We start from the raw sequence: 25,730 nt of genomic DNA, 5'->3' as shown, positions 1-25,730 counted from the left end.
ACGACATCAGCGCTGCCCCCGCGTGCGGAGCTTGGCGGCTTCGACGCTGATATCGGTGAGCGTGCGGCGCATGATCGTGACGGCGAGCGCGCTTTCGCGGCGCGACAGGAGAATGTCGGCTTCGATGCGCTGGAGCGTGCGGATGATGGCCTCGCCCGTCCAGGCGCCGAGCGCGGCCTCGAAGGCGGGCTTGCGCCGGAAATGCGGGCGGCGGCGCTCGACGGCGGAGCCGACCGTCGCGCCCCCCTCCTCCACCTCGGCGCGCATCAGCTGGAGGCCCTGGAAATGGCGCAGAAGCGCCGAATGGAGCTGGAAGGTCGAACTGCCCGAGGCGAGAAGCCGCTCGATCAGCTCGGGCAGCTTCTTCACCTCGCCCGTCGCGGCGGCGTCGATCGTCTCGTCTACCGTATCGGCCGAGACATCGCCGACGATGGTCTCGACGTCCTCTTCCGTCACCTGCCCCTTGCCGAGCGCATAGAGGCAGAGCTTCTGCACCTCGCCGCGCGAGGCCAGACGGTTGGCGCCGAGGCGCTCGCGCAGGGCTTCGCGGGCCTGCCGGTCGATCGTGAGGTTGGACGCGGCCATTTCCTCGTCGATCATACGATCGAGCGCGCGCGCCTCGTCCTGATAGCAGGGCAGCGCCATGGCGGCGCGTCCGCGCTCGACCTGCTGGCGGAGCGCGGCGGTCTTCTTCAGATCGCCCGCCTCGATCACGATCGTCGCACCCGCCGGCGGGTCGGCCGCGAGATCGGCCACGGCGTCCGCGAGATTCTTGCCGTTGCCCGCGCCGCGCACGCGGATCAGCCGGCGCCCGCCGAAGAGCGACAGGGTGCGCGCCTCGTCGAACAGGCGGCCGATGTCGCGCTCCAGCTCGTCGGCATTCAGCGTCACCGTGCTGAACGGATCGGCGAGATCGGCGCCGGAGAGCCGGGCGACCACCGCCGCGCGCTCCGACACGAGGCCGGGATCGGGGCCGTAGAGGAGAACCACGGGAAAGGACGTGTCGGGGCGCGACAGGAACGCCTCGACCTCGCCGGCTTTCTTCTGAGCCATCCCTCGCCTCCGGCGTCGGCGCCTATTTCGAAGGGGTGACGGGCGCGGGGTTTTCCGCCTCGCGCTTCAGAACCGGCGCGATCGCCGACAGGACGCGCTCGGCCACCGCCTTGCCGGCCTGATCGCGCGCGTCGATCACGGCGCGCTCGGCGGCATAGAGCTGCTGCGTGCGGTCATAGGGCACCATGGCGAAGCGCTGGCCCTTGGTGATCGGGCGCCCGTCCTGCAGGCGCACCAGCTCGAAATCGACGGTCATGCGGTAGAGGCTGGCCGAGGGAATGCCGGTGCCCGCTTCCAGCGAGGAGACCTGATCGCTCGCCGTCACGCTGTAGCGCAGCTCGTAGATCGGATCGCGCGCGCCTTCGGCGCCGTTCAGCGCGTAGAGCATGGCGTTGCGGAAGACCTGCGAGGTGCGGGTCGGCGCGATCGGCATGGACACGCGCCCGCGCATGGCGGTGAGCGCGCTGGCGGACGCGCCCGTCGCCGGGTCGATGCCCTTGGCGCCGTAGAGCGGGCCGGCGGTGCAGCCGGCGAGAAGGATCGCGGCGGCTGCCAGCGGCAGAAGGCGAAGCGGGAGGCGGAGCCTAGACGACGACATTCACGATCCTTCCGGGAACCACGACGACGCGCTTGGGAGCCGCGCCCCCAAGGGCTTCCTTGATGAAGTCGAGCGCCAGCGTGGCGGCCTCGATCTCGCCCTTCTCGGCCTTGGCGGAGACGGTGATGTCGCCGCGCTTCTTGCCGTTGACCTGCACGGGCAGGACGATCTCGTCGTCCACCAGCAGCGCGGGGTCGGCGACGGGCCAGCCCTGCGCGGCGCAAAGGCCATCCTCGCCCAAGGCCGTCCAGCATTCCTCCGCCAGATGCGGCATCATGGGGGCGACGAGGCGCACGAGGATGGAAAGGCTCTCGCGCGCAGCTTGGCGCAGGCTCGCGTCGCCCTTCAGCGCGTCCGGCGTGAAGGCCGAGGACAGCGTGTTGACCAGCTCGTAGAGCCGCGCGACGCCCTTGTTGAAGGCGAGGCGCTCGATGTCGTCGCCGACGCCCGCCGCCGTGCGATGGGCCGCGCGACGCACGAGCTTGGCGGCGTCGCTCGGCTCGCCCGTCGTTTCACCGGCGCTTGCCGTCAGGTGTTCGGCCGTCTCCGCCACGAGGCGCCAGACGCGCTGCACGAAGCGATGCGCGCCTTCCGCGCCCGCTTCCGTCCAGATCACGTCGCGCTCGGGCGGCGAGTCCGAGAGCATGAACCAGCGCGCGGTATCCGCGCCGAGCGAGGCGATGATGTCGTCGGGGTCCACGACATTCTTCTTGGACTTCGACATCTTCTCGATCGAGCCGATCTCGATCTCGGCCCCGGTGGACAGGCGCTTGGCGCGGCGCTGGCCGTCCACTTCCTCGATCAGGACGTCGGAGGGCGGCACCCACTCCCTGCCCTCGCGATAGGTCTCGTGAACCACCATGCCTTGCGTGAACAGGCCCTTGAAGGGCTCGTCCATGCCGACATGGCCGGTGACGCGCATCGCCCGCGTGAAGAAGCGCGAATAGAGAAGATGCAGGATCGCGTGCTCGATGCCGCCGATATACTGATCGACCGGCAGCCAGGCATTGGCGATATCGGGCACGGTCGGCTCGTCGGCGCGCGGGCTCGTGAAGCGCGCGAAATACCAGGACGAGTCCACGAACGTGTCCATCGTGTCGGTCTCGCGCAAGGCCGGGCCGCCGCAATGCGGGCAGGTGGTCTGGCGCCAGGTCGGATGGCGGTCGAGCGGATTGCCGGGCTTGTCGAAGTCGATATCGTCGGGCAGGCGAACGGGCAGGTTCTCGCGCTTCTCGGGCACCACGCCGCAGCTCTCGCAATGGAGAACCGGGATCGGGCAGCCCCAATAGCGCTGGCGCGACACGCCCCAGTCGCGCAGGCGGAAGTTCACCTTGCGCTCCGCCTGCGGGTGGCCGTTGAGCGTCGTCGCTTCCAGGCGCTTGGCGACTTCGGCAAAGCCTTCCGCAGGCGTCATCCCGTCGAGGAAGCGCGAATGGAACAGGCGACCCTCGCCGTCATAGGCCGTGTTCTCGACCGCGAAGCTCGCGGCGTCGCCGCCCTCGGGCAGGACGACGGGATTGACCGGCAGGGCGTATTTGCGGGCGAAGTCGAGGTCGCGCTGATCATGCGCGGGGCAGCCGAAGATGGCGCCCGTGCCGTATTCCATGAGCACGAAATTGGCGACATAGACCGGCAGCACCCATTCGGGATCGAACGGATGGGTGACGCGCAGACCCGTGTCGAAGCCGCGCTTCTCGGCCGTCTCGATCTCGGCGGCCGAGGTGCCGCCGCGCTTCACGTCCTCGATGAAGGTGGCGAGCTCGGGGTTGGTTGCGGCGGCGGCCTTGGCGAGCGGATGGTCGGCCGCGACCGCGAGGAAGCTCGCGCCGAACAGCGTGTCGGGCCGCGTGGTGAAGACCTCGACTTCGTTCAGCTCAGGCTTCGCCGAGCCCTCGGCCAGCGCCCAGCGCACGAGAAGGCCTTCCGACTTGCCGATCCAGTTGCGCTGCATGGTGCGCACCTTTTCCGGCCAGCCGGGCAGGTGGTCCAGCGCGGCGAGCAGATCGTCGGCATAGTCGGTGATGCGGAAGAACCATTGAGTCAGCTCGCGCTGCTCGACGAGGGCGCCCGAGCGCCAGCCGCGCCCGTCGATCACCTGCTCGTTGGCGAGCACGGTGTTGTCGACCGGGTCCCAATTGACCTTGGACTTGCGGCGATAGGCGAGCCCCTTGTCCAGAAGGTCGAGGAACAGCATCTGCTGGCGCTGGTAATATTCGACGTCGCAGGTCGCGAACTCTCTGGACCAGTCGAGCGACAGGCCCATGCTTTTGAGCTGCCCGCGCATGGTCGCGATGTTCTCGTAGGTCCACTTGGCGGGGTGGACCTTGTTCTGCATCGCGGCGTTTTCGGCGGGCATGCCGAACGCGTCCCAGCCCATCGGGTGCAGGACGTTGAACCCCTTGGCGCGCTTGTAGCGGGCGACGACGTCACCCATCGCGTAGTTGCGCACATGGCCCATATGGATGCGCCCCGACGGATAGGGGAACATTTCTAGGACGTAGTATTTCTCGCCCGGCGCGTCGGTGTCGGTCTCGAAAAGCTTTTCGGAAGCCCAGCGCTCCTGCCAGCGGGGTTCGGCGGCGCGGGGATTGTAGCGTTCGATGGCCATTTCGGAAGCGGTCTCGTGCGGGTGGTGCGGGCGGGGGTCGCCAAGGAATGGCGACGGATGGTGACTGATATATCCTCCAGAGGCGAAGGATAGACCCGTCAATATTGCCTTATGCCGCTCGCGACAAGCGCGCCGCCCTCTCTTCACAAGCCGTCGGGCAAGCCGCATAAAGCGCGGCGAAGAAGGCAGAAGCAGACGCGCGACGCCAGCCCGCGCCGCTGCGGAGGATGAGCCCCCGCAGCCGTGGCATCGGCTTTGTCTTCTTTCGGAGTGATAAGCGATGTGGCTGATACCACTAAGCATCACGCTTGAGATGAAACGGACCCGGAGAGGCTGGCAAGTCATCCTCCGGGTCCGCGTGATTATCTAAGGCGACGAGTGTCGGAGTTCGCGCTCCGACACTCACTCCGAAACCTAATGCAAATCGGCCTTTTCTTCAAGGAATGCCATGAGCGAGACCGCCGTCAGCCGCCTTCACGCCATCGAGGCCCGCATCCGCGCCACCGAAGCCGAAGCGGGGCGCGCCGCCGGCAGCGTCCAGCTCGTCGCGGTGTCCAAGACCTTCGAGGCCGAGGAGATCCGCCCGGTGATCGAGGCCGGGCAGCGCGTCTTCGGAGAGAACCGGGTGCAGGAAGCGCAGGGCAAGTGGCCGCTTTTGCGCGACAGCTTCCCCGATCTGGACCTGCATCTCATCGGCCCGCTCCAGTCCAACAAGACGGCGGAAGCCGTGGCGCTGTTCGACGTGATCGAGACGGTGGACCGCGAGAAGATCGCCGCCGAGATCGCCAAGGAAATGCACAAGCAGGGCCGGGCGCTCCGCCTCTATGTTCAGGTCAATATCGGCGAGGAGCCGCAAAAGGCCGGCATCCCGCCGCGCGAGGCCGTGGCCTTCGTGACGCATTGCCGCGAGGCGCATGGCCTGACGATCGAAGGCCTCATGTGCATTCCGCCCGCCGAGGAGCATCCCGGCCCCCATTTCGCGCTTCTTCAGAAGATCGCGGGCGAGGCGGGCGTCGAGAAGCTGTCCATGGGCATGTCCGGCGATTTCGAGCGGGCCATTCCCTTCGGCGCGACCAGCGTGCGCGTCGGCTCGGCGATCTTCGGCTCAAGGAGCTGAGCCGGGGCTCAAGGAGTTGAGCCGGGGCTCGAAGGCTTGACCTCTCAGGCGCGGCTGCTGCGGCGGCTGCGCCAGAACCAGATGGCGCCGGCCAGCGCGGCGAGGATCACCAGCGCGTCCGCGACATGGAAGGCGGTCTTCACCCAGGGCGTGTCGTTCCAGTGTTCGCCGAGGCGCGCGCCGAGCCAGGCGAGCGCGTAGCACCAGAGAAACGAACCGGTGAACGTGTAGAGGTGGAAGCGCCAGAGGTTCATGCGCGCCATGCCGGCGGGCAGCGACAGGAAGGTGCGCACCACGGGCAGGAGGCGGCCGATGAAGATGGCGAGCGAGCCGTAGCGCGCGAAGAAGCGATCCGACAGCGCCAGTTCCTTTCCGCCCCAGCGCGCCCGAGCGATCAGCCGCTCCACCAGCGGCCGCCCGCCGCGCGCGCCGACCTCGTAGGCCAGATGCGAGCCGAGATTGCAGCCGATCGCCCCCGCGAGCGCCGCCGCGACGAGGCTGAACTGGCCGGTGGACGCGAGATAGCCGGCAAAGGGCATGATGATCTCGGAGGGCAGCGGCACGCAGGCCGATTCCAGCCCCATGAGAAGGGCGACGCCTCCGAGCCCGCCGGCGGACAGAACCGCGACGAGGCCGGCGACGAGCGGGGCGAGGAGGGCTTCCATGGAACGTCCTTCAGATGTCTCGCGAGGCTCGTAACAGGAATGTGAGGCGATGGCACGATGTGTCGTGCCCGGGCACGACGGACATGCCCGGGCACGACGGGCTGTGCCCGGGCATGACGGGCTGTGCCAGGGCACGACACGCCGTGCCAGAGGCGCGAAGGCATGTCGAGGGGGCGCGGATCGGCGCAAGCGCTCAGGGCTCGGCCGTCACCGAGGACAGGCCGTAGCTGCGGGCGAAACAGCGATTGTAGGGTGCCCTCGCGTCGCGGCTGAGCGCCACGAACAGGGCGCCGCCTCGCGCCCAGACGGGCTGATCGTGGAACAGCGCATAGGGGACGCGAGCCTCTCCGCCGGTCTGGCGAAGGGCCGCCTCGTGCCAGCTTTCCCCAATGGAGCGGAGGTTTTCGAGGGCGGGCGCCGCGCTCGCCACGGTGGCGAGGAGAGCCAGGATCGCGCCGACCGCGAGCCCTCGCTCGGAGCCGCGCGTCCGTGGGCGCCGATGGAACAGGAGAAACAGGAAGCCTGCCAGAAGAAGGCTCGCCGGAAAGCTCAGCCGCGCCGTGACGGCGGCGGGCGGCAGGGCGAGATGCAGGAGCAGATAGGCGAGCGCGGCGAGGGGCAGGACCCAGACGGAAGCGCGGCTCGCGAAAGGCGGGCTCGAGGACGAGGAAGGGCGCAAGGGGGACAGGGCTGCGCCGAGCGGCACGCGCGCGAGAAGCGCGGGCAGGGCGAGAAGCAGAAGCGGGATCGCCCAGCCGGGATGGAACAAGCGTCCCGCCAGATCGAAAACGGCCGCTATCCGGTCCCATACATCGCTCTCGGGAAGCGTGGCGGCGCGCGCGCGATTGCCGGGAGCGGCGAGCGTCGAGAGGAGGCCGAGCGCATGGGCGAGGAGCGGCGCCCAGGGGATCGTCCGGCCGGCGCGCCAGCGCAGGAGGCAGAGCCCGGCCAGGAACAGCGTCACCGCGAGCCCCAGCGTTTCCAGAAAGCCGCCGGCCAAAAAGGCGACGGGAGCAAGCAGCAGAAGCGTGCCCGGCCCCCGCGCCAGAAGCACGAGAACGATCACGAGGAGTTCGAGAACCGCGCTCCAGAGATAGCCGATCGAGCCGGTGGTCCAGAGCGCGGTTTCCCCGATGCTCCAGGGCAGCCACCAGATCGCGAGCGCCAGAAACAGCGTCTCGTTGAAGCGGGCGAGACCGCTCCTTGCGTCGGGCTCGGCCGCCGGCCCGGTCAGGAAGCGGCGGACGGTGAAGCCGAGAAGGCCCGTCAGCGCCAGGAAGGCGCCGCTGTTCAGGAGATCGAAGAGCGGCGTCGGCGCGCGTGGGTCGCCCAGGAGCAGGTAGGTCGTGAAGGTCACCGCGAGGCGGCCCGTCCAGTGCCGGTACTCGGCCAGCGTCTCGCGCATCGCGTCCGCCGCGCCGAGGCCGAGCGCGCGGCAGAAATCATCCGCGAAGAACGGCATGGCGCGATTGGCGAGGAAGAGAAGCGGCAGAAGCAGCGCGAAGGCCAGGAGCGTGCCGAGAAGCGCGGCCTGCGGCACCGGCCGGACGGCATCACGGGCGAAGGGTCGGGCGCGGCTCGCGGCGGACATCGGCTTCATGACGCGGGAACCCGTTGGACCAGATGGCGAGGCGAGTAGCAGATCAAGGGGACACCGCAATCGCAAAGAGGCCGAAAATCGGGTGAGGGCGCTCGGGCGCCGCCCGAACCGCCGAAGGCCCCGTGTCCGGCGCGGAACCCGCCTTCGCCCCCGGCGACGTGTTTGGCGCCGGCAGAGGATGCGCGCGCCGGCGCGCTCATCGGGGACGATTGCGGCGATCGTTCGAACAGGGCTCCGCCGGCCGCCCGTGCGAGACCGGGCGCTGCGCATCCCTCGAACTGCGGCTTCGAAGGGATGCGTGACGGCATGGCGGAGGTCGACCGCCTCGCCGATCCCCCCCGATCGGGGAAACCACCGCGCCCCCAGCGCTTTCGGATGCGGACGTTGAGAACCCGTGCTTCGAAGCGCCGATCGGCGCCGGGGATCGGACGCGCGACGGCGACGGGCCGGACGGGGTAAGCCGCTCGAAGGCGCGTCCCGGCAGGCTGAGACCGCACAAGCCTTCCGGCATCCTTCACCCCGGCATCGCCCATGACCGGGCCGGGCAGGGCCGGTCGGGGGATGGCGGGCGAGGCCCGGCCAGCGCCCGAACGCTTACCCCCGAACCCGCCCCCGGACGCCCCCGGACCCTGCCCGGTCGTCCGGCGCGCTGGGCCGCGCCGGCCTCATAGGCGGGCCAACTCTCGATTTCGGCGCCGGGCGGTCAATATTCCCGCGCGTGCCGGCTCTTGTCCGGTCGCGCGCTTCGGCCGCGCGTTAGTCAGGAGTGCTTTTTCGTGCAGAATCCCTTTTCCAGCGGCTCGTCCAGCGCGCCCGCGACGCCGCAGCCGGTCGCCTATCGCGCGGTCACGATCGCGGCCATCGTGCTCGGCATGATCCTCGCCGTGGTGGTCTTCACCTATGCCGCGACGGGCTTCTTCCTGATCTTCGCCGCGCTTCTCCTGGCGGCCATCTTCTGCGGCATCGCGCGCCTCTTCCAGCGGCTCGGCCTGCCGCGCTGGGCAAGCCTGCTTCTGGTCTATCTCCTGACCTTCGTCCTGATCCTCGCGCCCGTCGCCTGGGGCGGCTTTGCCTTCGTGCAGGAGTTCAACACGCTGCTGACCGGCGTCCGGGAGCAGGCCGACAAGCTTCTGCAATCCCTGCAGTCCATGGGCCTGCCGATCGACCCGAATGCCGGTCCGCAATCGGTCCAGGATCTCGTGCCCTCGGGCCTCGCCACGCAGGCGGGGCAGGCGCTGTTCGGCGCGCTGGGCGCCATCGGCAATTTCTTCGTGGTCCTGTTTCTGGCGATCTTCGTGTCCTGGCAGCCCGGCCTCTACCGCGACGGGCTGGTGTCGCTGTTTCCGCGGGAAAAGCGCGCGCGGATGTCGGAGGTCCTGGAGAAGGCCGCCCATTCGCTGATCCTGTGGGTGGCGGGCGACGCCATTTCCATGGCGCTGATCTTCACCGTGTCCTGGGCGGGCCTTCTCCTGATCGGCGTCAACAACGCCTTCCTCCTGGCGCTCCAGGCGGGGCTCCTCGCCTTCGTGCCGACGGTGGGCGCCTTCGTGGCGGGCGCGATCATCGTTCTTGCGGCCCTGGCGCAGGGCGTCGACATGGCGCTCTGGGCGCTCGGCCTCTACCTCGTGATCCAGGGAATCGAGAGCAATGTCGCCCAGCCCGTCGCCCAGCGCTACACGACCTCGCTGCCGCCCGCCCTCACGCTCGGCGCGCAGGTGATCTTCGGCCTTCTGTTCGGGCTTCTGGGCTTCGTCCTCGCCGTGCCGGTGGTCGCCGTGGTGCGCACCCTGGTTCGCGAGCTCTATATCGACGACGTGCTCGGCGGGCCGGTGGAACGCGCCGATTGAGCCGGTGAGGTCGCGTATTTCCTCCCGCCCGCAACCGCTCTAGACTCCGGCCCCAGGTGAGTCGCGCCCGTTTCGCGCGCCACCGCGCGACTGGGAGGAGACGAGACGATGACCACGGTGGCCGTCAAGGACGAGTGGAAGGCCGGCACGCAGCTGACGCTCGCCGATTACAACAGCTGGTACGAGGCGAGCGTGAACGACCCCGAGGGGTTCTGGCGCGAGCACGGCCAGCGGCTCGACTGGATCAAGCCCTACACGAAGGTCAAGAACACCTCCTTCGCGCCGGGCAACGTCTCCATCCGATGGTTCGAGGACGGCACGCTCAACCTCTCGGCCAATTGCCTCGACCGGCATCTGAACGAGCGCGGCGATCAGACCGCGATCCTCTGGGAAGGCGACAACCCGGAAGAGTCGCGCGCCATCTCCTACAAGGAGCTGCACGGCGACGTCAGCCGGATGGCCAATGTCCTGAAGGATCTGGGCGTCCAGCGCGGCGACCGCGTGTCCATCTACATGCCGATGATCCCGGAAGCGGCGGTCGCCATGCTCGCCTGCGCGCGCATCGGCGCGGTGCATTCGGTGATCTTCGGCGGCTTCTCGCCGGACGCGCTGGCGGGCCGCATGGAGGGCGCGGGCTCCAGGGTGCTCGTCACCGCCGACGAGGGCCTGCGCGCGGGCCGCAAGGTGCCGCTCAAGGCCAATGCCGACAAGGCGGTGGAGATCGCGGCCAAGGCCGGCCACACGGTCGAGACGGTTCTGGTGGTGAAGCGCACCGGCGGCGAGATCGCCTGGGCCGAGGGGCGCGACCACTGGTGGCACGAGGCGCGCGAGCGCGTGTCGGCCGAGTGCGCGCCCGAGGAGATGAACGCCGAGGACCCGCTCTTCATCCTCTACACGTCGGGCTCCACCGGCAAGCCCAAGGGCGTCCTCCACACGACGGGCGGTTATCTCGTCTGGGCCTCGATGACGCAGCAATATGTCTTCGACATGCGCGCGGGCGAGGTCTTCTGGTGCACGGCCGATGTCGGCTGGGTCACCGGCCACAGCTACACGGTCTACGGCCCGCTCGCCAATGGCGGCACGACGCTGATGTTCGAGGGCGTGCCGAACTATCCCGATGCCGGGCGCTTCTGGCAGGTCGTGGACAAGCATTCCGTCAACGTCATCTACACCGCGCCGACGGCCATCCGCGCCTTGATGGGCGCGGGCGACGAGTTCGTCACCAAATCCTCGCGCCGCTCGCTGCGGCTTCTCGGCTCGGTCGGCGAGCCGATCAACCCGGAAGCCTGGAACTGGTATTACCGCGTGGTGGGCGAAGAGCGCTGCCCGATCGTCGACACCTGGTGGCAGACCGAGACCGGCGGCATCCTCATCACCCCGCTGCCGGGCGCGATCGACCTGAAGCCGGGCTCGGCGACGCGCCCCTTCTTCGGCGTGAAGCCCGAACTGGTGGACGGCGAGGGCAAGGTGCTGGAGGGCGCGACCGAGGGCAATCTCTGCATCACGGACTCATGGCCCGGACAGATGCGCACCGTGTTCGGCGATCACGAGCGCTTCGAGCAGACCTATTTCTCGACCTATCCGAACAAGTATTTCACCGGCGACGGCGCGCGGCGGGATGCGGACGGCTACTGGTGGATCACCGGCCGCGTCGACGACGTCATCAACGTCTCGGGCCATCGCATGGGCACGGCCGAGGTGGAATCCGCGCTGGTCTCGCACCCCAAGGTCTCGGAAGCGGCCGTGGTCGGCTATCCCCACGACGTGAAGGGGCAGGGCATCTACTGCTATGTCACGCTCATGGAAGGCGAAACGCCCACGGACGAGCTGAAGAAGGAGCTCGTCGCCCATGTGCGCGGCGAGATCGGCCCGATCGCCTCGCCCGACAAGATCCAGTTCTCGCCGGGCCTGCCCAAGACGCGCTCGGGCAAGATCATGCGCCGCATCCTGCGCAAGATCGCGGAAGACGATTTCGGCGCGCTCGGCGACACCTCGACGCTGGCCGACCCGGCTGTGGTGGACGATCTCATCGACAACCGCCAGAACCGCAAGGCGGCGACGGCCTGAGCCGGATGCATCAGGACTGGGCATGAGGGAAGGGGGCTGCGGCCCCCTTTTTTCGTCTCTCGGACCCATCGAGGCGAACGAGGCCAGTGAACTGGCCGACTTAGCCGTTGGAATCTGGCGGAATCCACGCTTTGCGGATGTGGCGATCGCAGCGGTGGCGAAGCCGCACGGCCTTGCGTCGGCATCGGGAACAGGCAGCATCGGGAACAGGCAGCATATCGAACCGCTGGCGGCGTTCGGGGGTAACGGTTTTCGATCTCGCTGGAATGGAGTGAAACGCGCCATAGGCGACGGTCAGGGCGGATCTCCATCCTCCTGCCTGCCGTCATCCGCGGTCCCCGCCGCATTTCGATCGTCGGACTGTATGGGAGAACTCGATTGCAGATGGACGACCCTCCGACCCACCGCTTCACCGCCAAAGTCGTCCCGCATCACGGGAGCTCGATAGGGGTCGAAACGACCTACGCAATCGAGGCCGAGGGCCTTTCGGTGCGGCAAGGACGGTCCGTCAAAGTCGTCCGGTGGACTTCGTTGCGGTTCCTGCATCTCCATGTCACGAGCGGGGTCGGCACCACGGGCTTTCCCGTCTATAGCGCGCGTCTGAGGACGCTCTTCGGATCAAGAGAAATATCCTCTCTGGATTGGCAGGGAGAGAAAGGCCTCGATCGGTCCGCCGACTACGTTCGCTTCATGGAAGAGCTGATCCCGCTGGCCGCTGCCCGAAACTCGGGTCTTCGCTTGCGAAAGGGCGGCGATCCTTTGATGGAGGGCGCGGCCCCGCTGATCCTGACGACCTTGCTCCTACCGCTCCTTTTCATCCCGCTTCTGATCTTCAAACCGCTCGGTGCGCTTCTTTCTGGCGGGAAAAAGCCGCTCGGCAAGCTCATGTTCGGGGTCGTCAGCATGGCGCTCGGTGTCGTCTTGAACATGCTTCCATGGTCCAGCGGTAAGCCGTTCGAGGCCGACGATTTGCCCGTCGCGGAACTCCCGACGAGATACCGTCAAGGCGGCGAACTCCAAAGGCCGGACGGGGAGCAAGTGGGAAGTTGACGCCCGCCCGAACCGGACCGTCCGAAAACCGTCCACGACGGTCGATCGGTGTCCGCAAGCGACCGCCGAAGGCCGGCCCGCATCTCTCCAGGCCGTCAAAGCGCGAAAGCGGCCCTCAATCTGTCCATTCCTTTCGCAGGATCGCGTATTGCATCGTGTCCTCGAAGAGCGGGGTGCCGTCCGGCTTGTCGGTGAAGGTGACGAACTCGATGAACGTGCCCTCGACGCGCATTCCGAGCTTCTCGCACAGGCGGCGGGACGGCGTGTTGTCGGTCTCGACATAGGCGTAGAGCCGCCGGGCGCCCCGGCTGGAGAAGAGATGCGAGACGAGCGCATGGGCGGCCTCGTGCGCGAAACCCGCCCCGGCGAACTCGGGGTCGAGATTCCATCCGACCGAATAGGTGTCGGGCGCCTCGAACATGGCGAACAGGTCGCCGATCAGCCGGTCGGAGCCGCGAAGGGCGATGGCGACGTGCTCGTCGCTCGAGGCGCGGCGGATCGCCTCGGCTTCGGCGGCCGCAAGGTCCGCAAGGCGGGAGGACAGGAAGCAGCGCGCGCCCGGCGCGCGCAGATAGGCCAGAAGCCCGGCCGCGTCGTCGGCGCGAAAGTTTCGAAGGCGCAGTCGGTCGGTTTCGATCATGTCCATCGTCGCTCTGCCCTCGGGCAGCTCCTTCTCCAGAGGCCGAAAGCGTCTCTACGGCCTCCCATCGTCCGTGGCCAACGCCGCTTCAGGCCGAACGCTCCACATCGGAGGGACCGACGCGCGGGACGCCTGGTCGACGCGCGGCAAGCGATTGAAACCTCTGCTCAATCCACCGGGGCGCAATGACGCAGGCCTCGCCCTTGCAGGACCGGCCCCGCACCCCCATTCTCTTGTCATGTTCAACGAGACGAAAGGAGGTGATCCAATGTCGAGTGATTGTCTGAAGCCGGTTGGGTCTTTGTATCTCGCGGGTTCGGTGGAGCAGCCTCTTTCGAACGCGTAAGCGATATGTCGATCCGGCAAAGGGTTTGACGACCTGCCGGCATCACCGAAAATCACGGAAGGCCGTCCCGAAAGGGGCGGCCTTTTCCGTTGTCCTGCCGTCTTCGCTGAACTGGCGGCCTTTCCCGAGGCGCCGTGGTGGCAGCTTTTCTCGCGTTTGCGCAAGACCGGCCTTTTTCGCTCACGCGGACTTGACCAAAACGCCCGCGAGGTTCATTTCCCCCCTTGCACCCCGCCTTCGCGGCGCGGCGCTCCCCTTCATCGATCGGTCCCCAAGGATCATGCCCAGCAACGACCCCAGTCGATCGCGCGTGCCGCAGAGCCTGTCGCTGAGCTGATCCTCTCGGTTCGCTCCCGCGACGAGGCCTGCGGCCCGTCGTGACAAGAGAGTGAGCCATGAACACGGCCATCCGCCTCATCGCCCATCAGCTCCGCCGCGCCTCCCGCACGCGCGACCCCAACGAGATGTTCAACGACGGCATGACCTTCGGCGAACGTCTGGCCGATCGCGTCGCGAGCGTCGGCGGCTCCTGGAGCTTCATCATCGGCTTCACCGCCTTTCTGGTCGGTTGGGCCCTTCTCAATACTTTGGTGCTCGCCGCCAACGCCTTCGACCCGTTTCCCATCATCTTCCTGAATCTGGTTCTGTCCATGGTGGCCGCGCTCCAGGCGCCCGTCATCATGATGAGCCAGAACCGGCAGGCGGCGAAGGACCGGCTGGAGGTGCGTCTGGACTACGAGACCAATCTGCGCGCGGAAGCGCAGATCACCCAGCTCGGCGAGGAAATCGCGATCCTGCAGGAGCAGATCCGCTTTCTGGTCGCCGCCGAAACCCGGCGCATGGCGCAGAGCGGGCTGGACGACGAGGACACGGACGATCTCGCCCCGCTTGGCCATCCGATCCACGCCTGAGCCCAACGACGCTTCAGGCAACACACATCTCACCCCAAAAGAGCCCCGCCCGAGCGGGGCTTTTTCGTATCGGGAATGCCGTCTGACGCCTAATGCCCGCCCACCGGGGCGCCTTGCCCGCGCTTGACGTTGCGCAGGATCAGGGCGAGCGGCACGGCGGCGGCCGAGATCAGCATGAGGACGTGGAACACGTCGATATAGGCGAGGGTGCCGACCTGGCGTTGCAGCGTCTGGCCGATCAGCGCGATCGCGCCGGACTGAGCGTCGGCGGCCGAGAAGCCCTTGGTCTGCAGATAGTGGCTCATCGTCTGCAGGGTCTGCTGATAGGCCGGCTCGCTCGGCACGAGGTGCTCCACCAGCCGGCTCTGGTGGAACTGCTCGCGGAAGGCCAGCGTGTTCTGCGCGATGGACACGCCGATCGAGCCGCCGACATTGCGCGCCACGTTGATCAGCGCCGAGGCCTGGTCCGTCTTGTCGGGCGGAATCCCGTCATAGGAGGCCGTGGTGATCGGGATGAAGATCAGGGGCAGGCCGAGGCCGATGTAAACGCGCGACCAGACGAAGAAGCCGAAATTCAGATCGGGCACGAGCCGCGTCAGATCGTACATGGCGCCGGCCACGATCGCCGCGCCGAGCGCGATCAGATATTTCGGCTGCACCGCGTTCGTCAGGCGTCCGACCACGAACATCATCGTCATGGTGACGACGCCGCCCGGCGAGAGCGCGAGGCCCGCCCAGGTCGCGGTGTAGCCGTAATAGGTCTGGAGCAGTTCGGGCAGGAACTGCGTGGTGGCGATCAGGATCGCGCCGGTCGCCATCATCACGAGGAAGCAGGAGCCGAACTGCCGGCTGAAGATCATGCGAAGGTCCACCACCGGATTGTCGTGGCGCAGCTCCCAGGGGATCATGAACAGGAAGGCGAGGACGCAGACCAGCGTCGAGACGATGATGAAGCTGGAGCCGTACCAGTCCTCCGTCTGACCGCGATCGAGGACGAGTTCCAGCGCGCCGAGGAAGGTCGCGACCGCCAGAAAGCCGACGAGATCGAAGCGGATGCCCTTCTGCTTCAATTCGGCCCGCTCGCGCCGCGTTTCGTCGGATTCGGTGACGAGAAACCAGACCAGCGCGAAGGCGAGGATGCCGACCGGGCCGTTGATCAGGAAGCACCAGTGCCAGGAATAGTTGTCGGACAGCCAGCCGCCGAGCGTCGGGCCGATCACCGGCGCGACGACCACCGCGACGCCGAACAGGGCGAAGGCCTGTCCGCGCTTTTCGGGCGGGAAACTGTCGGCAAGGATCGATTGCGAGATCGGCACCATGCCGCCGCCGGCAAAGCCCTGCAGGATGCGGAAGAAGAGCAGCGACTCGATGTTCCAGGCGAGGCCGCAGAGCACCGAGGAGATCGTGAAGAGCGCGAGGCAGCCGAGATAGAAGCGCTTGCGCCCATAGCGCTTGGCGATGAAGCTCGAGGCCGTCAGCACGATGGCGTTGGACACGAGATAGGTCGTGACCACCCAGGACGCCTCGTCCGAGGAGACGCCGAGCCCGCCCGAGATGTAGCGCAGGGCGACATTGGCGATGGTCGTGTCGAGCACTTCCATGAAGGTGGCGATCGACACCACCACCGCGATGATCCACGGATTGCTCGGCCGCCCGGCCGAGGCGACGGACGAAACCGCGCTCATGGCCGGTCAGTCCTGCGGATGCACGGTGACGGTCGGCACGACGGACATGCCGGGGCCGATCGAGACGTCGGTCGGCCAGTTATCGGCGACGATCTTCACGGGCACGCGCTGCACCACCTTCACGTAATTGCCCGTCGCGTTCTCGGCCGGCAGGAGCGAGAAGGCCGTGCCCGAGCCCGGCTGGATCGAATCCACATGGCCGGTGATCTTGTGGTCGGGATAGGCGTCGATGCGGATGTCGACGCTCTGGCCGGGCCGGATGTCGGTGATCTGCGTTTCCTTGAAATTGGCGGTGACCCAGATGTCGTCGGGCACGAACATGGCGAGCGCCTGCCCCGCCTGGACATATTGCCCGACGGCGCCGGTCAGCCGCACGACGCGGCCGGGCTGCGCGGCCGTCACCGTGACATAGGACAGGTTCAGCTCGGCCTGCGACTGCTGCGCCTCGGCCTGCCGGAGATCGGCGATCGCGGTCGCCTTCTGCGCCTGGAGCGAGCCGACCTGCTTCTGCGCCGACACGACGCCGGCGCGGGCACTGGCGAGTTCCGCTTCCTGCTGCTGCAGGGCGGAGGTCTGCTGCTGCGCCGTCTGCACGGTGCCCGCGCCCGACCGCACCAGTTCCTGGGCGCGCTGGGCCTGCTGTTGGGCGAAGCCGAGGCTCGCCTCGGCCTGGGTGACGCGCGAGCGCGCTTCCTCGATCTGCGCCTGCTGCGCGGCGATCTGCGCGTCGGCTCCGTTGATGGCGGCCTGGGCGCTGGCGACGCGCGCCTTGGCCTCTTCCAGCGCCGCCTCGTAGTCGCGCGGATCGATGCGGAAGAGAACGTCGCCTTTGTTCACATGCCGGTTGTCCTCGACCGGCACGTCGGCGATCGCGCCCGACACCTGCGGCGCGATGGCGAACTGGCGGGAATCGACGAAGGCGTCGTCGGTGGTCTCGAAAGGATAGGAATAGGTCAGCCAGTACCAGTAGCCCCCGGCGCAGGCGAGGGCGACGAGGACGAGGCCGAGCAGGATGGCGAACGGGTGGCGCTTGAGGAGGGAAGGGCGCTTCTCTTCTAGCGGATTGGCCGTCTCGCCCGGCCGGGTCGCCAGGCCGTCGGCGGAGGAGCCGGACCGATCCGAAGGCTGCGCCGTTTCGCCCGGCCGCTCACCGTCACGAAGGGTCGGGTCGCGAAGGGTCGGCCTGCCGTCCGGGTTCACCCTCGGAGACGCGTTGTCCTCGTCCAGCATGATGCAACTCCGACCCGTCAGTGTCTCGCGTTCACGAAGCGATCAACTGTTTGGGAGGTTGCATGTTCCGCAATGCAGCGACGTTTCGGCCGCTCTCAGCGATAGAGATCGGCGCGGCTCGGGGGCAGGCCGGAGGGACCCTTGTCGCGTTTCGACGCCAGCGTCTGGTTGATCATCACCGTGCCGCGCTCGAAGGCCAGCGCGCAGCCCGCGAGATACAGGAGCCAGAGCCGCGCTTGCGGCTCGCCGACCTCGGCCACGGCCTCGTCCATCCGCGCCTGGAGCCGCAGCGCCCAGAGCCGGCAGGTGCGCCCGTAATGCTCGCGCCAGTTCTCGACGTCGTGGACCTCGAAGCGGTTGGCTTCGAGCTTCTGGAGCGAATGGCCGATCCAGTCGAGTTCGCCGCCGGGGAAGATGTAGCGGGTCAACGCACGGTACTCGCGCGAACCCTTCATGAAGGTCTTGGCATCCTTCTTGGCGGGGCGGGCGATCGTGTGGTGCAGGTAGAGCCCGCGCGGGCGGAGAAGGCGCTTTACCGCGCCGAAATAGCTGTCGTGATTGGCAAAGCCGACATGCTCGAACATGCCGATCGAGGAGATCTTGTCGAACGTGCCGGTCAGGTCCTGAAAGGGCTTCAGCTCGATCGTGATCCGGTCTTCCAGCCCGGCGGCGCGCACGCGCGCGGTGGCCAAGTCGAACTGCGCCTGGCTCAGCGTCACGCCATGGCCCGTGACGCCGTAGGTCTTGGCCGCGTGGATCAGGAGCGCACCCCAGCCGCAGCCGATATCGAGCATCCGCTCGCCCGGCTGAAGGCGCAGCTTGCGGCAGATCATGTCGAGCTTGTCGCGCTGGGCGCGGTCGATATCGTCGTGCCATTCCGTGAAATAGGCGCAGGAATAGACCATGCGCTCGTCCAGGAAGAGGCCGTAGAACTGGTTCGACACGTCGTAGTGGAACTGGATCGCGGCCTTGGTGGAGCCGCTGGCCCCGGCATCCGCGCCGACCTTCGCCTCGTCGGCCTCCGCCTTCGCCGCCTTTCGCAGCGCCAGGAGCGAGGGCAGCGCCTTGGCGAGGCGCCACTTGTCGAGCCGCTTCAGGAGGCCGCGCGAGGAGGTTTTCGAGCGCCCTTCCGCAATGTCGAAGATCGTGCCGTTCTCGACATCGAGGCTCTTGTCCATCCAGAGCGCGACGAGCGTGTCGATGCGCGGACGGAACACGAGGCGCGCCAGCGTGGTGGCGCTGCGGATCGTCAGGACCGGGCCGTCCACCGGGCCGATGCGCTCGCCCGTCCACAGGCGGACGGCAAAGCCGGGGGCGAGCGCGCGCACCGCATCCGCCACGACCTCGGCCAGTTTGCGCTCGGCCGCGGCCGTTCGGGTGGAGGAAGAGGTCATGGGGACTCCCGGTGTTTCACGTGAAACCTTCTAGTCCCGTGACGAGGCCGGAGCCAGTCCTTCCCTATCCTTATGAAGGAGACGAGACCTTCATCAGGACGAGACCGCCGAGGATCAGCGCGGCGGCAAGGAGGCGCATCGGGCTGGCGCTTTCGCCGAGGGCCAGAATGCCGACCAGAAACGCGCCGAGCGCACCGATTCCGGTCCAGATCGCATAGGCCGTGCCGAGCGGCAGCGACCGCATGGCGACCGACAGAAGCGCGAAGCTCGCCGCCATCAGCGCGAAGGTGAAGAGCGTCGGCCCGAGCCGCGTGAAGCCGTGCGACAGCTTCATCGAGAAAGCCCAGCCGACTTCGAGAAGGCCGGCGACGAGAAGGAGAAGATAGGCCATGGGAGGACCCCGATGCAAAGGAGCCGGGTCGTCCCGTGCGGAAGACGACGCCCTGACATCCGATGAATCGCCTTGTCCGGGCGCGAGGCCGAAGGGGCGTTCGCCGGACAGGCGTCAGGGCGCGAAGGGTCGTCCCTTCTACGCGTCTGAGATAGCGATCGGCGCCGGCTTGGCAAGAGGCGAGCGACCGGAACCGGAGAGATCAGCCCTTGGCGCGCGGCGTGTGGGGAAGCGAGCCGACCGTCGCGCACCAGTTGCGGCGGCGCCCGCCGTCATAGGCATCGACCAGCCCTTCGCGCAGAAGACGCTGGCCGAGATCGGGTTCGGTGTCGGTGCCGAGATCGGCGAGGACGCGGCCGAAATATTTGTCACCCGACACGCGGCGAAGATGCACCGGCCCGTCGCCGATCAGCGCCTTCAGCCGATCGCGGGCCTCGCGGGCGGTGGCGCGCTCGGCCTCGCACTGGCCCTTCAGTTCCGGTGCGTCGACGCCGCGAAGCCGCACCGCGACGGTCACGGCCTGAAGCGGCCAGATATAGGCCTCGACCTCCACCGTATCGCCGTCGCGCACCTTGATGACGCGCGCCGTGATCGGGCCGTCGATTTCGCGCGGCGGCAAGGATTCGTCCGCCGCGAAGGCGGGAGTGAGGCCGAGAAGGAGAAGGAAGCACAGGGATCGCATGGGACTGCTTCTACGCCTTCAGTGATTAAATTCCTATTTCGGTCCGCAAACGAGGGAAGTCGATGGAAATGCCGGTCGTTCGGCGCCGAACCGAAGGTCTCGCAGGAGACAACGCGCAAAGGGCCGAAAAGTGACCGCCCTTCGCCCCGCGCGATCGTTCGGTCCGCTGACGACGAAGCGGCCTCGACGCCCGTTTGGATGAAGGGCCGGGACGGGCCGCCGGGTCCTTCCCGGCACCGTCTTCTTGCTAGGCCTCGCCCCGGCCCGGCCCAGCATCGCCGGAGCCGGCGCCGGGCGCCGCACGAGACCGAACCGCCCTCCGCGATCCCGCGCCGCCGGCTTTGCGAACGGGCTCATGAAGGCGGGACGAACCTTCGCGGGGTCGGTTGGTCGGCTCGTTGCGCCAGCCAAGGGCGAGCCGCGTGTCTCGCCCAGCCTTCAGACTGTCGCGAAGCATCGCCGATGCTGACCTCGCATCGCCTGCGCTTTCCGTCTTGCGCGCGCGTGATACGCCCGCGACCCTCTTCCGCCCGGCGGTTCCGGTCAAAAATCCGAGATGATGCCGTTCCTTTCCCAGTCGCCGTAGCGCGCGGGCTCGGCTCCGCCGCGTCCGTTGACCTCCGGCGGGCGCTCGGCGGCTTTCAGCTTTTCGGCTTCGCCCGCCGCGCGGCGGGCCTCGGCTTCGGCCAGCGCACGCTGGGCGGCGGGAGGCAGGACACGCTCGGACGGGCGGTCGATCGGGTCGCTCATGAATCGGCTCCTTGGTTCGGGGAGGGCAGGGCCCGCCTCCGCTTCGTTGACGGGCCGTCTTGCCGGCCCCACATCCTGCCTCGGCAGATCGGTCGAAACGGCGCCGACCGCAAGCCCCCAAGAGCCGTGGACGGAACCTCCGCCCGGAGGTTCCGTCCACGGCTCTCACGGACGGTTCGAGACGGCCCCCGGCCGATTTCCGAACGGTCGCGACGTCAGACCCGCGCCGGGGCGAGGATCGATCGACCTATGAACCAGATCAAGACGGCCATGCTGCTGGCCGGTATGACCGCCCTTTTCATGGGCGTCGGCTTTCTGATCGGCGGGCGCGGCGGCATGATGATCGCCTTTCTCATCGCGCTCGGCACCAATCTCTTCTCCTACTGGAACGCCGACAAGCTCGTGCTGCGCGCCTACAATGCGCGGGAGGTGGACGAGCGCACGGCGCCCGATTTCTACCGCATGGTGGCGGCGCTGGCGGCCCGCGCCGAGCTGCCCATGCCGCGCGTCTATATCGTCGAGAACGACCAGCCGAACGCCTTCGCCACCGGCCGCAACCCCCAGAACGCGGCCGTCGCGGCCACCACGGGGCTGCTCGCGCGCCTGACGCCGGACGAGGTGGCCGGCGTCATGGCGCACGAACTCGCCCATGTGCAGAACCGTGACACGCTGACCATGACCGTCACCGCGACGCTTGCCGGCGCGATCTCCATGCTCGGCAATTTCGCCTTCTTCTTCGGCGGCCATGGGGAGAACCGAAATCCGCTCGGGCTGATCGGCGTGCTGGTCGCCACCCTCGTCGCGCCCTTCGCGGCGATGATCGTGCAGATGGCGATCTCGCGAACGCGCGAATATTCGGCCGACCGGCGCGGAGCGGAAATCTGCGGCAACCCGCGCGCGCTCGCCTCGGCCCTCGCCAAGATCGCCGGCACGTCCGGCCATACGGTGAACCTGGACGCCGAGCGCAATCCCGCGACCGCCCATATGTTCATCATCAACCCGCTGAACGGGCAGCGGATGGACGGTCTCTTCTCCACCCATCCCGACACGCAGAACCGCATCGACGCGCTTCTGTCCATGGAAGCCGAAGGCGGCTTCGGTGGCTCCTTCTTGGCGCCCCGCGCGGCGCCGCAAGCCCCCGCCCGGCCGGGGCCTTGGGGCGGCTCCTCGGTGCCGCCGCGCGGCCGGGGACGGCCGGGCCAGGGCCGGCGCGGCCCCTGGGGCTGAGCCTGTCCGTTCGATCCGGATTCGGCGCTGTCGAAGGGCGTCCCGCAGCGAGTGCCATGTTGCGGGGGGTCCGCCTGTGCCGCGACATGGTCGTGTCCGCAGCCGGTCGAAGCGCCTGATGGCGCGTGCGTGAGGAACGCGGCCCGCGAAGGCAAGGATCGTCGTCCCTGTGGGAGGACGATCCCATGGGAGAACGACGGACCTGTCGGGGAGCGACGAGGCGGAAACGCATGAGCCTGCTCGAGGCGCAGTGACCGGATGGTGTTCCGGTGCAGGCTCGTGTCGATCGCTCGTGCCAGGACGCGGGGGGGAGCGGATTCGATCCGGGCCCTCGTACATAGGTGCAATAACGAAAGCCCCCATGTCGACGGACTTGGCTGCGGCGGCGGCCTGACACACCCTCCGCGCGGCCAGCGGACTTCCCGTCGAACGGAACCGGCGAGGGCGGACACCGCCCGGATCGCAGGCCGGCCAGCGGGCGCTGGTCGGCCGAGAGCCGGTCAGCGAAGGGAGGCGTCGTCGTCCTGAAAGGCGACCAGAAGCGTGATCACTTCGGCCTGCCGCTTGGTTCCGGTCTTCTGGAACACGGACTTGACCTGGGTGCGGACGGTCTCGTAGCCGACGCCGATCCGCCGCGCGGCCGCCTTCAGCCCCTTGCCCTCGCGCAACACGATCACCAAGCGAAGCTCCGCCATCGTCAATTGGTAGCGCTCGCCGAAGGCCTGAAGCTTTCGTGCAGTCTCTTCGTCGATTCCAAGTGACGTAAACGTCAAATTGTATTGCGGTCTTCTTCTGATGACCGGGGTTGGGCGCCGTTCCTGCGTCTGCAAATCCATGAAGTCTGCCTCGAACCTGACAATGCGGCCTATTTGCTTAAGCATTCTCTGCACGCGGGACCCGAAGGCGTCGTCACCCATTCGGGTGATAGTCGGCCGCAACATCAGGAAACCCAACGGCTTGAGGCTGTTAGGTGGCAAACTTTTTCTGTGACGTGACGCTAAGTCATGCGGCGATGTACTATTTTGGGGCCGCAGATCCGGAATCGGGCGGCTTTCATGCCGGTCGCGGAGATGGACGAGCCTTCACGAGCTTCGAGACCGAGCCCGGCGGATTCGGGTGCCGGCACGAAAAAGGCCCGCGCCGATCGCTCGGCACGGGCCTCTTAGGTGTATCGCAGGGAGCGGCCCGAAGGCCGCTCCGAACGGGTCTTACTGCTCGTCGCGCTTGTTCATCGCGGCGGCGAGAATGTCGCCGAGCGAGGCGCCCGAGTCGGTCGAGCCGTACTGAGCGACCGCTTCCTTTTCCTCGGCGATCTGCATCGCCTTGATCGACAGGCCGACGCGACGCGCCTTCTTGTCGAACTGGGTGATGCGCGCATCGACCTTCTGGCCGACCGAGAACTTCTCGGGGCGCTGGTCGTCGCGATCGCGACCGAGGTCGCCACGGCGGATGAAGGCCGTGAGGTCGGTCTCGGCGATCTGCACCTCGATGCCGCCTTCGTTCACGGCGGTCACTTCACAGGTGACGACCGAGCCGCGACGCATCTCGCCGCTTTCGGCGGCAGCGGTGAAGGTGTCGCCACCGACCTGCTTGATGCCGAGCGAGATACGCTCCTTCTCGACGTCGACGTCGAGAACCTGCGCCTTGACCATGTCACCCTTGTTGTACTCGTCGATGACCTGCTCGCCCGGACGCGACCAGTCGAGGTCGGACAGGTGAACCATGCCGTCGACGTCGCCGTCGAGACCGATGAACAGACCGAACTCGGTCTTGTTCTTGACCTCGCCCTCGACGATCGTGCCGACCGGGAACTGGTCGCGGAACGCTTCCCAGGGGTTCTGGAGCGTCTGCTTGAGGCCGAGCGAGATGCGGCGCTTGACCGGATCGACTTCCAGGACGACCACTTCGACTTCCTGCGAGGTCGAGAGGATCTTGCCCGGATGGACGTTCTTCTTGGTCCAGGACATCTCGGACACGTGGATCAGGCCTTCGATGCCCGGCTCCAGCTCGACGAAGGCGCCGTAGTCCGTGATGTTCGTGACGCGGCCGGAGACCTTCACGCCCATCGGATACTTGACGCCGATGCCTTCCCAGGGGTCCGCCTCGAGCTGCTTCATGCCGAGCGAGATGCGGTGGGTTTCCTGGTTGATGCGGATGATCTGGACCTTGACGGTCTGGCCGATCTGCAGGATTTCGGTCGGGTGGTTCACGCGGCGCCACGCCATGTCCGTGACATGGAGCAGACCGTCGATGCCACCGAGGTCGACGAACGCACCGTAGTCGGTGATGTTCTTGACCACGCCCTCGACGACCTGACCCTCTTCGAGGTTCTGGACGATCTCGGAGCGCTGTTCCGCACGCGACTCTTCGAGGACGGTGCGGCGCGAGACGACGATGTTGCCGCGACGCTTGTCCATCTTGAGGATCTGGAACGGCTGCGGCGTGTTCATCAGCGGGCCAACGTCGCGGATCGGACGGATGTCGACCTGGGAGCGCGGCAGGAAGGCCACGGCGCCGTCGAGGTCGACCGTGAAGCCGCCCTTGACCTGGTTGAAGATCTGGCCTTCGACCTTCTCGCCGGCGTTGAACTTGAGTTCGAGCTTGACCCAGCTCTCCTCGCGGCGAGCCTTGTCGCGCGACAGGACGGCTTCGCCGAGCGCGTTCTCGATGCGCTCGACATAGACTTCGACCGTGTCGCCGACCTTCAGCTCGGGGCCGTTCTTGCCGCCGAATTCCTTGAGGGCGACGCGGCCCTCGACCTTCAGGCCGGCATCGATGACGGCCATGTCCTTCTCGATCGCGACGACCGTTCCACGAACCACCGCGCCTTCGGCGACGTCGTGATCATGGAACGAGGCTTCGAGAAGCGCGGCGAAATCGTCGCGCGAGACTGCTGCGTTGGACATTCGTTCTCCTTGAGGCTCCTCCTGGGAGGAGCGGCGCCGGGGGCTCGTGTTTCGGATGCGTCCGGCGGTCCCGCCCCGGTGCCGACCCGCTCTGGGAATGGCATCGTGGCTGACGGGCAAAGCCCGTTTCGGCGCGTTGGACCGGCCGTCGGCAATGTTTCAGTCACTATGAAACACGGGAAAGCCGCACGATTCCAGCCCTCGAAGAGCCGGAAGCGGCAGCTTGACGTGTTCGTGTTCCCTAGCGGGGCAGCGCGTCGATGATCGCGCAAGCCGCCCGGAACGCTTCCTCTATATCGAGTTCGCTCGTATCCAGCAAGCGCGCGTCCTCGGCGGGCTTCAAGGGCGCGACGCTTCGCCCCGCGTCGCGCCGGTCGCGCTCGCGCACCTCGGTGAGGATCGTCTCGTAGTCGACGGGCCGGCCCTTGGCGAGGAGCTCGTCCGTGCGCCGGCGGGCGCGCACCTCCGGCGAGGCGGTGACGAAGAGCTTCACCGGCGCGTCCGGGCAGATCACCGTGCCGATGTCGCGCCCGTCGAGGACGGCTCCGCCCGGCTGGGCGGCGAAGCTGCGCTGAAAGGCGTCGAGCGCCCGGCGCACGGGGGGATGGGCGGCGACGCGCGAGGCGAGCTCGCCCGCCTCGTGGCCGCGCAGGCTTCCATCGTCGAGATGCGAGGGCACGAGATCGCGCGCGACAAAGCCTGCGGCCTCCGGGTCGTCCAGATCGACGCCGCGCTCGCGCGCCAGCCGCCCGACGGCCCGGTAGAGAAGCCCGGTGTCGAGATGGGGCAGCGCGTAGTGAGCCGCGAGGCGCTTGGCGAGCGTTCCCTTGCCGGCGGCGGCCGGTCCGTCGATCGCGATCACGAGCGCCATGGTCTCTCCTGCTTGGCTCGCACCTCGTGCGGGTGCATCCCCCGTTCTTGCCGCCAACGCGGCCGGAGCTCAACGGCTCCCGGTCGCGCATC

At 67.6% G+C, this 25,730-nt stretch carries 21 protein-coding genes; 6 read left to right on the top strand and 15 right to left on the bottom strand.

Annotated elements, in window-relative coordinates; genetic code table 11:
- Positions 1 to 6 precede the first annotated feature (6 nt).
- From holA to leuS, 3 genes are read right to left on the bottom strand one after another with little or no spacing between them, the layout of a single operon-like run.
- On the bottom strand, positions 7 to 1,053 hold the full coding sequence (gene holA / locus B146_RS0101325) for a DNA polymerase III subunit delta (protein ID WP_019994604.1): 1,047 nt from the start codon (positions 1,051 to 1,053) through the stop codon (positions 7 to 9).
- 22 nt (positions 1,054 to 1,075) lie between these two features.
- Positions 1,076 to 1,651: a hypothetical protein gene (locus tag B146_RS0101320; RefSeq protein ID WP_019994603.1), complete on the bottom strand. Its 576-nt coding sequence runs from the start codon at positions 1,649 to 1,651 to the stop codon at positions 1,076 to 1,078.
- Positions 1,638 to 4,259 (bottom strand): leucine--tRNA ligase, encoded by a 2,622-nt coding sequence (gene leuS / locus B146_RS0101315; RefSeq protein ID WP_019994602.1) that lies wholly within the window; start codon positions 4,257 to 4,259, stop codon positions 1,638 to 1,640. Before leuS ends, B146_RS0101320 begins: the two co-directional genes overlap by 14 nt.
- A 448-nt stretch (positions 4,260 to 4,707) precedes the next feature.
- On the opposite strand from leuS, the gene B146_RS0101310 reads away from it, so the two are divergent.
- The gene (locus tag B146_RS0101310) at positions 4,708 to 5,376 is read left to right on the top strand and encodes a YggS family pyridoxal phosphate-dependent enzyme (RefSeq protein WP_019994601.1); all 669 of its coding nucleotides are present in this window, start codon (positions 4,708 to 4,710) and stop codon (positions 5,374 to 5,376) included.
- A 44-nt stretch (positions 5,377 to 5,420) separates the two neighbouring features.
- Here B146_RS0101310 and B146_RS0101305 read toward each other — a convergent pair whose 3' ends face one another.
- Together B146_RS0101305 and B146_RS0101300 are read right to left on the bottom strand one after the other, a co-directional pair.
- Positions 5,421 to 6,041, bottom strand: coding sequence for a DedA family protein (locus tag B146_RS0101305; RefSeq protein ID WP_019994600.1), 621 nt, complete (start codon positions 6,039 to 6,041; stop codon positions 5,421 to 5,423).
- A 193-nt stretch (positions 6,042 to 6,234) separates the two neighbouring features.
- The gene (locus B146_RS0101300; protein ID WP_019994599.1) at positions 6,235 to 7,641 is read right to left on the bottom strand and encodes a DUF6056 family protein; all 1,407 of its coding nucleotides are present in this window, start codon (positions 7,639 to 7,641) and stop codon (positions 6,235 to 6,237) included.
- Positions 7,642 to 8,417: 776 nt separating this feature from the next.
- On the opposite strand from B146_RS0101300, the gene B146_RS0101295 reads away from it, so the two are divergent.
- The 3 genes from B146_RS0101295 (at position 8,418) to B146_RS0101285 (ending at position 12,605) form a co-directional block, all read left to right on the top strand.
- Positions 8,418 to 9,488 (top strand): AI-2E family transporter, encoded by a 1,071-nt coding sequence (locus B146_RS0101295; RefSeq protein WP_019994598.1) that lies wholly within the window; start codon positions 8,418 to 8,420, stop codon positions 9,486 to 9,488.
- A 108-nt stretch (positions 9,489 to 9,596) separates the two neighbouring features.
- Positions 9,597 to 11,555: an acetate--CoA ligase gene (acs, locus tag B146_RS0101290; RefSeq protein WP_019994597.1), complete on the top strand. Its 1,959-nt coding sequence runs from the start codon at positions 9,597 to 9,599 to the stop codon at positions 11,553 to 11,555.
- A 384-nt stretch (positions 11,556 to 11,939) separates the two neighbouring features.
- Positions 11,940 to 12,605, top strand: a complete 666-nt coding sequence (locus B146_RS0101285; protein ID WP_244498140.1) for a hypothetical protein — start codon at positions 11,940 to 11,942, stop codon at positions 12,603 to 12,605.
- Between the two features lie 115 nt (positions 12,606 to 12,720).
- Here B146_RS0101285 and B146_RS0101280 read toward each other — a convergent pair whose 3' ends face one another.
- Positions 12,721 to 13,245: a GNAT family N-acetyltransferase gene (locus B146_RS0101280; RefSeq protein ID WP_322786356.1), complete on the bottom strand. Its 525-nt coding sequence runs from the start codon at positions 13,243 to 13,245 to the stop codon at positions 12,721 to 12,723.
- Between the two features lie 741 nt (positions 13,246 to 13,986).
- Between B146_RS0101280 and B146_RS0101275 the strand changes: the two genes are divergently transcribed.
- Positions 13,987 to 14,502 (top strand): DUF1003 domain-containing protein, encoded by a 516-nt coding sequence (locus B146_RS0101275; protein ID WP_019994594.1) that lies wholly within the window; start codon positions 13,987 to 13,989, stop codon positions 14,500 to 14,502.
- A gap of 89 nt (positions 14,503 to 14,591) precedes the next feature.
- Here the strand turns inward: B146_RS0101275 and B146_RS0101270 are convergent, their stop codons facing one another.
- From B146_RS0101270 to B146_RS0101245, 6 genes are all read right to left on the bottom strand, one after another.
- Positions 14,592 to 16,187, bottom strand: a complete 1,596-nt coding sequence (locus tag B146_RS0101270; RefSeq protein WP_019994593.1) for a DHA2 family efflux MFS transporter permease subunit — start codon at positions 16,185 to 16,187, stop codon at positions 14,592 to 14,594.
- A 6-nt stretch (positions 16,188 to 16,193) separates the two neighbouring features.
- Positions 16,194 to 17,417: an HlyD family secretion protein gene (locus B146_RS0101265; RefSeq protein ID WP_019994592.1), complete on the bottom strand. Its 1,224-nt coding sequence runs from the start codon at positions 17,415 to 17,417 to the stop codon at positions 16,194 to 16,196.
- Between the two features lie 95 nt (positions 17,418 to 17,512).
- A complete protein-coding gene (locus tag B146_RS0101260; protein ID WP_019994591.1) occupies positions 17,513 to 18,811 on the bottom strand; it encodes an SAM-dependent methyltransferase in 1,299 nt (432 codons plus the stop codon).
- A gap of 70 nt (positions 18,812 to 18,881) precedes the next feature.
- Complete coding sequence (locus B146_RS0101255) at positions 18,882 to 19,202, bottom strand: DMT family transporter (protein WP_019994590.1); 321 nt, start codon at positions 19,200 to 19,202, stop codon at positions 18,882 to 18,884.
- 202 nt (positions 19,203 to 19,404) lie between these two features.
- The gene (locus B146_RS24670) at positions 19,405 to 19,884 is read right to left on the bottom strand and encodes a thermonuclease family protein (protein WP_019994589.1); all 480 of its coding nucleotides are present in this window, start codon (positions 19,882 to 19,884) and stop codon (positions 19,405 to 19,407) included.
- A 543-nt stretch (positions 19,885 to 20,427) separates the two neighbouring features.
- Positions 20,428 to 20,634: a DUF1674 domain-containing protein gene (locus B146_RS0101245; protein ID WP_019994588.1), complete on the bottom strand. Its 207-nt coding sequence runs from the start codon at positions 20,632 to 20,634 to the stop codon at positions 20,428 to 20,430.
- 249 nt (positions 20,635 to 20,883) lie between these two features.
- Between B146_RS0101245 and htpX the strand changes: the two genes are divergently transcribed.
- The gene (gene htpX / locus B146_RS0101240; RefSeq protein WP_019994587.1) at positions 20,884 to 21,861 is read left to right on the top strand and encodes a zinc metalloprotease HtpX; all 978 of its coding nucleotides are present in this window, start codon (positions 20,884 to 20,886) and stop codon (positions 21,859 to 21,861) included.
- A gap of 500 nt (positions 21,862 to 22,361) precedes the next feature.
- Here the strand turns inward: htpX and B146_RS28840 are convergent, their stop codons facing one another.
- From B146_RS28840 to B146_RS0101225, 3 genes are all read right to left on the bottom strand, one after another.
- Complete coding sequence (locus tag B146_RS28840) at positions 22,362 to 22,778, bottom strand: helix-turn-helix transcriptional regulator (RefSeq protein ID WP_155897295.1); 417 nt, start codon at positions 22,776 to 22,778, stop codon at positions 22,362 to 22,364.
- Between the two features lie 291 nt (positions 22,779 to 23,069).
- On the bottom strand, positions 23,070 to 24,824 hold the full coding sequence (gene rpsA, locus B146_RS0101230) for a 30S ribosomal protein S1 (protein ID WP_274532736.1): 1,755 nt from the start codon (positions 24,822 to 24,824) through the stop codon (positions 23,070 to 23,072).
- Positions 24,825 to 25,008: 184 nt separating this feature from the next.
- On the bottom strand, positions 25,009 to 25,638 hold the full coding sequence (locus tag B146_RS0101225; RefSeq protein ID WP_019994584.1) for a (d)CMP kinase: 630 nt from the start codon (positions 25,636 to 25,638) through the stop codon (positions 25,009 to 25,011).
- Positions 25,639 to 25,730: the final 92 nt, after the last annotated feature.

The sequence above is a fragment of the Aureimonas ureilytica DSM 18598 = NBRC 106430 genome, from assembly GCF_000382705.1.
Classification (GTDB): Bacteria; Pseudomonadota; Alphaproteobacteria; order Rhizobiales; family Rhizobiaceae; genus Aureimonas; species Aureimonas ureilytica.
Note: the sequence above shows the minus strand (reverse complement) of the source record. Positions and strands in the feature narration are given on the sequence as shown.

Excerpts from the sequence above, each read along its gene's own strand:
- B146_RS0101285 (WP_244498140.1), top strand. The coding sequence starts at position 11,940 with ATGGACGACCCTCCGACCCACCGCTTCACCGCCAAAGTCGTCCCGCAT.
- B146_RS0101245 (WP_019994588.1), bottom strand. The coding sequence starts at position 20,634 with ATGAGCGACCCGATCGACCGCCCGTCCGAGCGTGTCCTGCCTCCCGCC.
- B146_RS0101270 (WP_019994593.1), bottom strand. The coding sequence starts at position 16,187 with ATGAGCGCGGTTTCGTCCGTCGCCTCGGCCGGGCGGCCGAGCAATCCG.
- B146_RS0101225 (WP_019994584.1), bottom strand. The coding sequence starts at position 25,638 with ATGGCGCTCGTGATCGCGATCGACGGACCGGCCGCCGCCGGCAAGGGA.
- B146_RS0101275 (WP_019994594.1), top strand. The coding sequence starts at position 13,987 with ATGAACACGGCCATCCGCCTCATCGCCCATCAGCTCCGCCGCGCCTCC.
- B146_RS0101265 (WP_019994592.1), bottom strand. The coding sequence starts at position 17,417 with ATGCTGGACGAGGACAACGCGTCTCCGAGGGTGAACCCGGACGGCAGG.
- B146_RS0101255 (WP_019994590.1), bottom strand. The coding sequence starts at position 19,202 with ATGGCCTATCTTCTCCTTCTCGTCGCCGGCCTTCTCGAAGTCGGCTGG.
- B146_RS0101310 (WP_019994601.1), top strand. The coding sequence starts at position 4,708 with ATGAGCGAGACCGCCGTCAGCCGCCTTCACGCCATCGAGGCCCGCATC.
- acs (WP_019994597.1), top strand. The coding sequence starts at position 9,597 with ATGACCACGGTGGCCGTCAAGGACGAGTGGAAGGCCGGCACGCAGCTG.
- htpX (WP_019994587.1), top strand. The coding sequence starts at position 20,884 with ATGAACCAGATCAAGACGGCCATGCTGCTGGCCGGTATGACCGCCCTT.
- B146_RS28840 (WP_155897295.1), bottom strand. The coding sequence starts at position 22,778 with ATGGGTGACGACGCCTTCGGGTCCCGCGTGCAGAGAATGCTTAAGCAA.
- holA (WP_019994604.1), bottom strand. The coding sequence starts at position 1,053 with ATGGCTCAGAAGAAAGCCGGCGAGGTCGAGGCGTTCCTGTCGCGCCCC.
- B146_RS0101305 (WP_019994600.1), bottom strand. The coding sequence starts at position 6,041 with ATGGAAGCCCTCCTCGCCCCGCTCGTCGCCGGCCTCGTCGCGGTTCTG.
- B146_RS0101280 (WP_322786356.1), bottom strand. The coding sequence starts at position 13,245 with ATGATCGAAACCGACCGACTGCGCCTTCGAAACTTTCGCGCCGACGAC.
- B146_RS0101320 (WP_019994603.1), bottom strand. The coding sequence starts at position 1,651 with ATGTCGTCGTCTAGGCTCCGCCTCCCGCTTCGCCTTCTGCCGCTGGCA.
- leuS (WP_019994602.1), bottom strand. The coding sequence starts at position 4,259 with ATGGCCATCGAACGCTACAATCCCCGCGCCGCCGAACCCCGCTGGCAG.
- B146_RS24670 (WP_019994589.1), bottom strand. The coding sequence starts at position 19,884 with ATGCGATCCCTGTGCTTCCTTCTCCTTCTCGGCCTCACTCCCGCCTTC.
- B146_RS0101300 (WP_019994599.1), bottom strand. The coding sequence starts at position 7,641 with ATGAAGCCGATGTCCGCCGCGAGCCGCGCCCGACCCTTCGCCCGTGAT.
- B146_RS0101260 (WP_019994591.1), bottom strand. The coding sequence starts at position 18,811 with ATGACCTCTTCCTCCACCCGAACGGCCGCGGCCGAGCGCAAACTGGCC.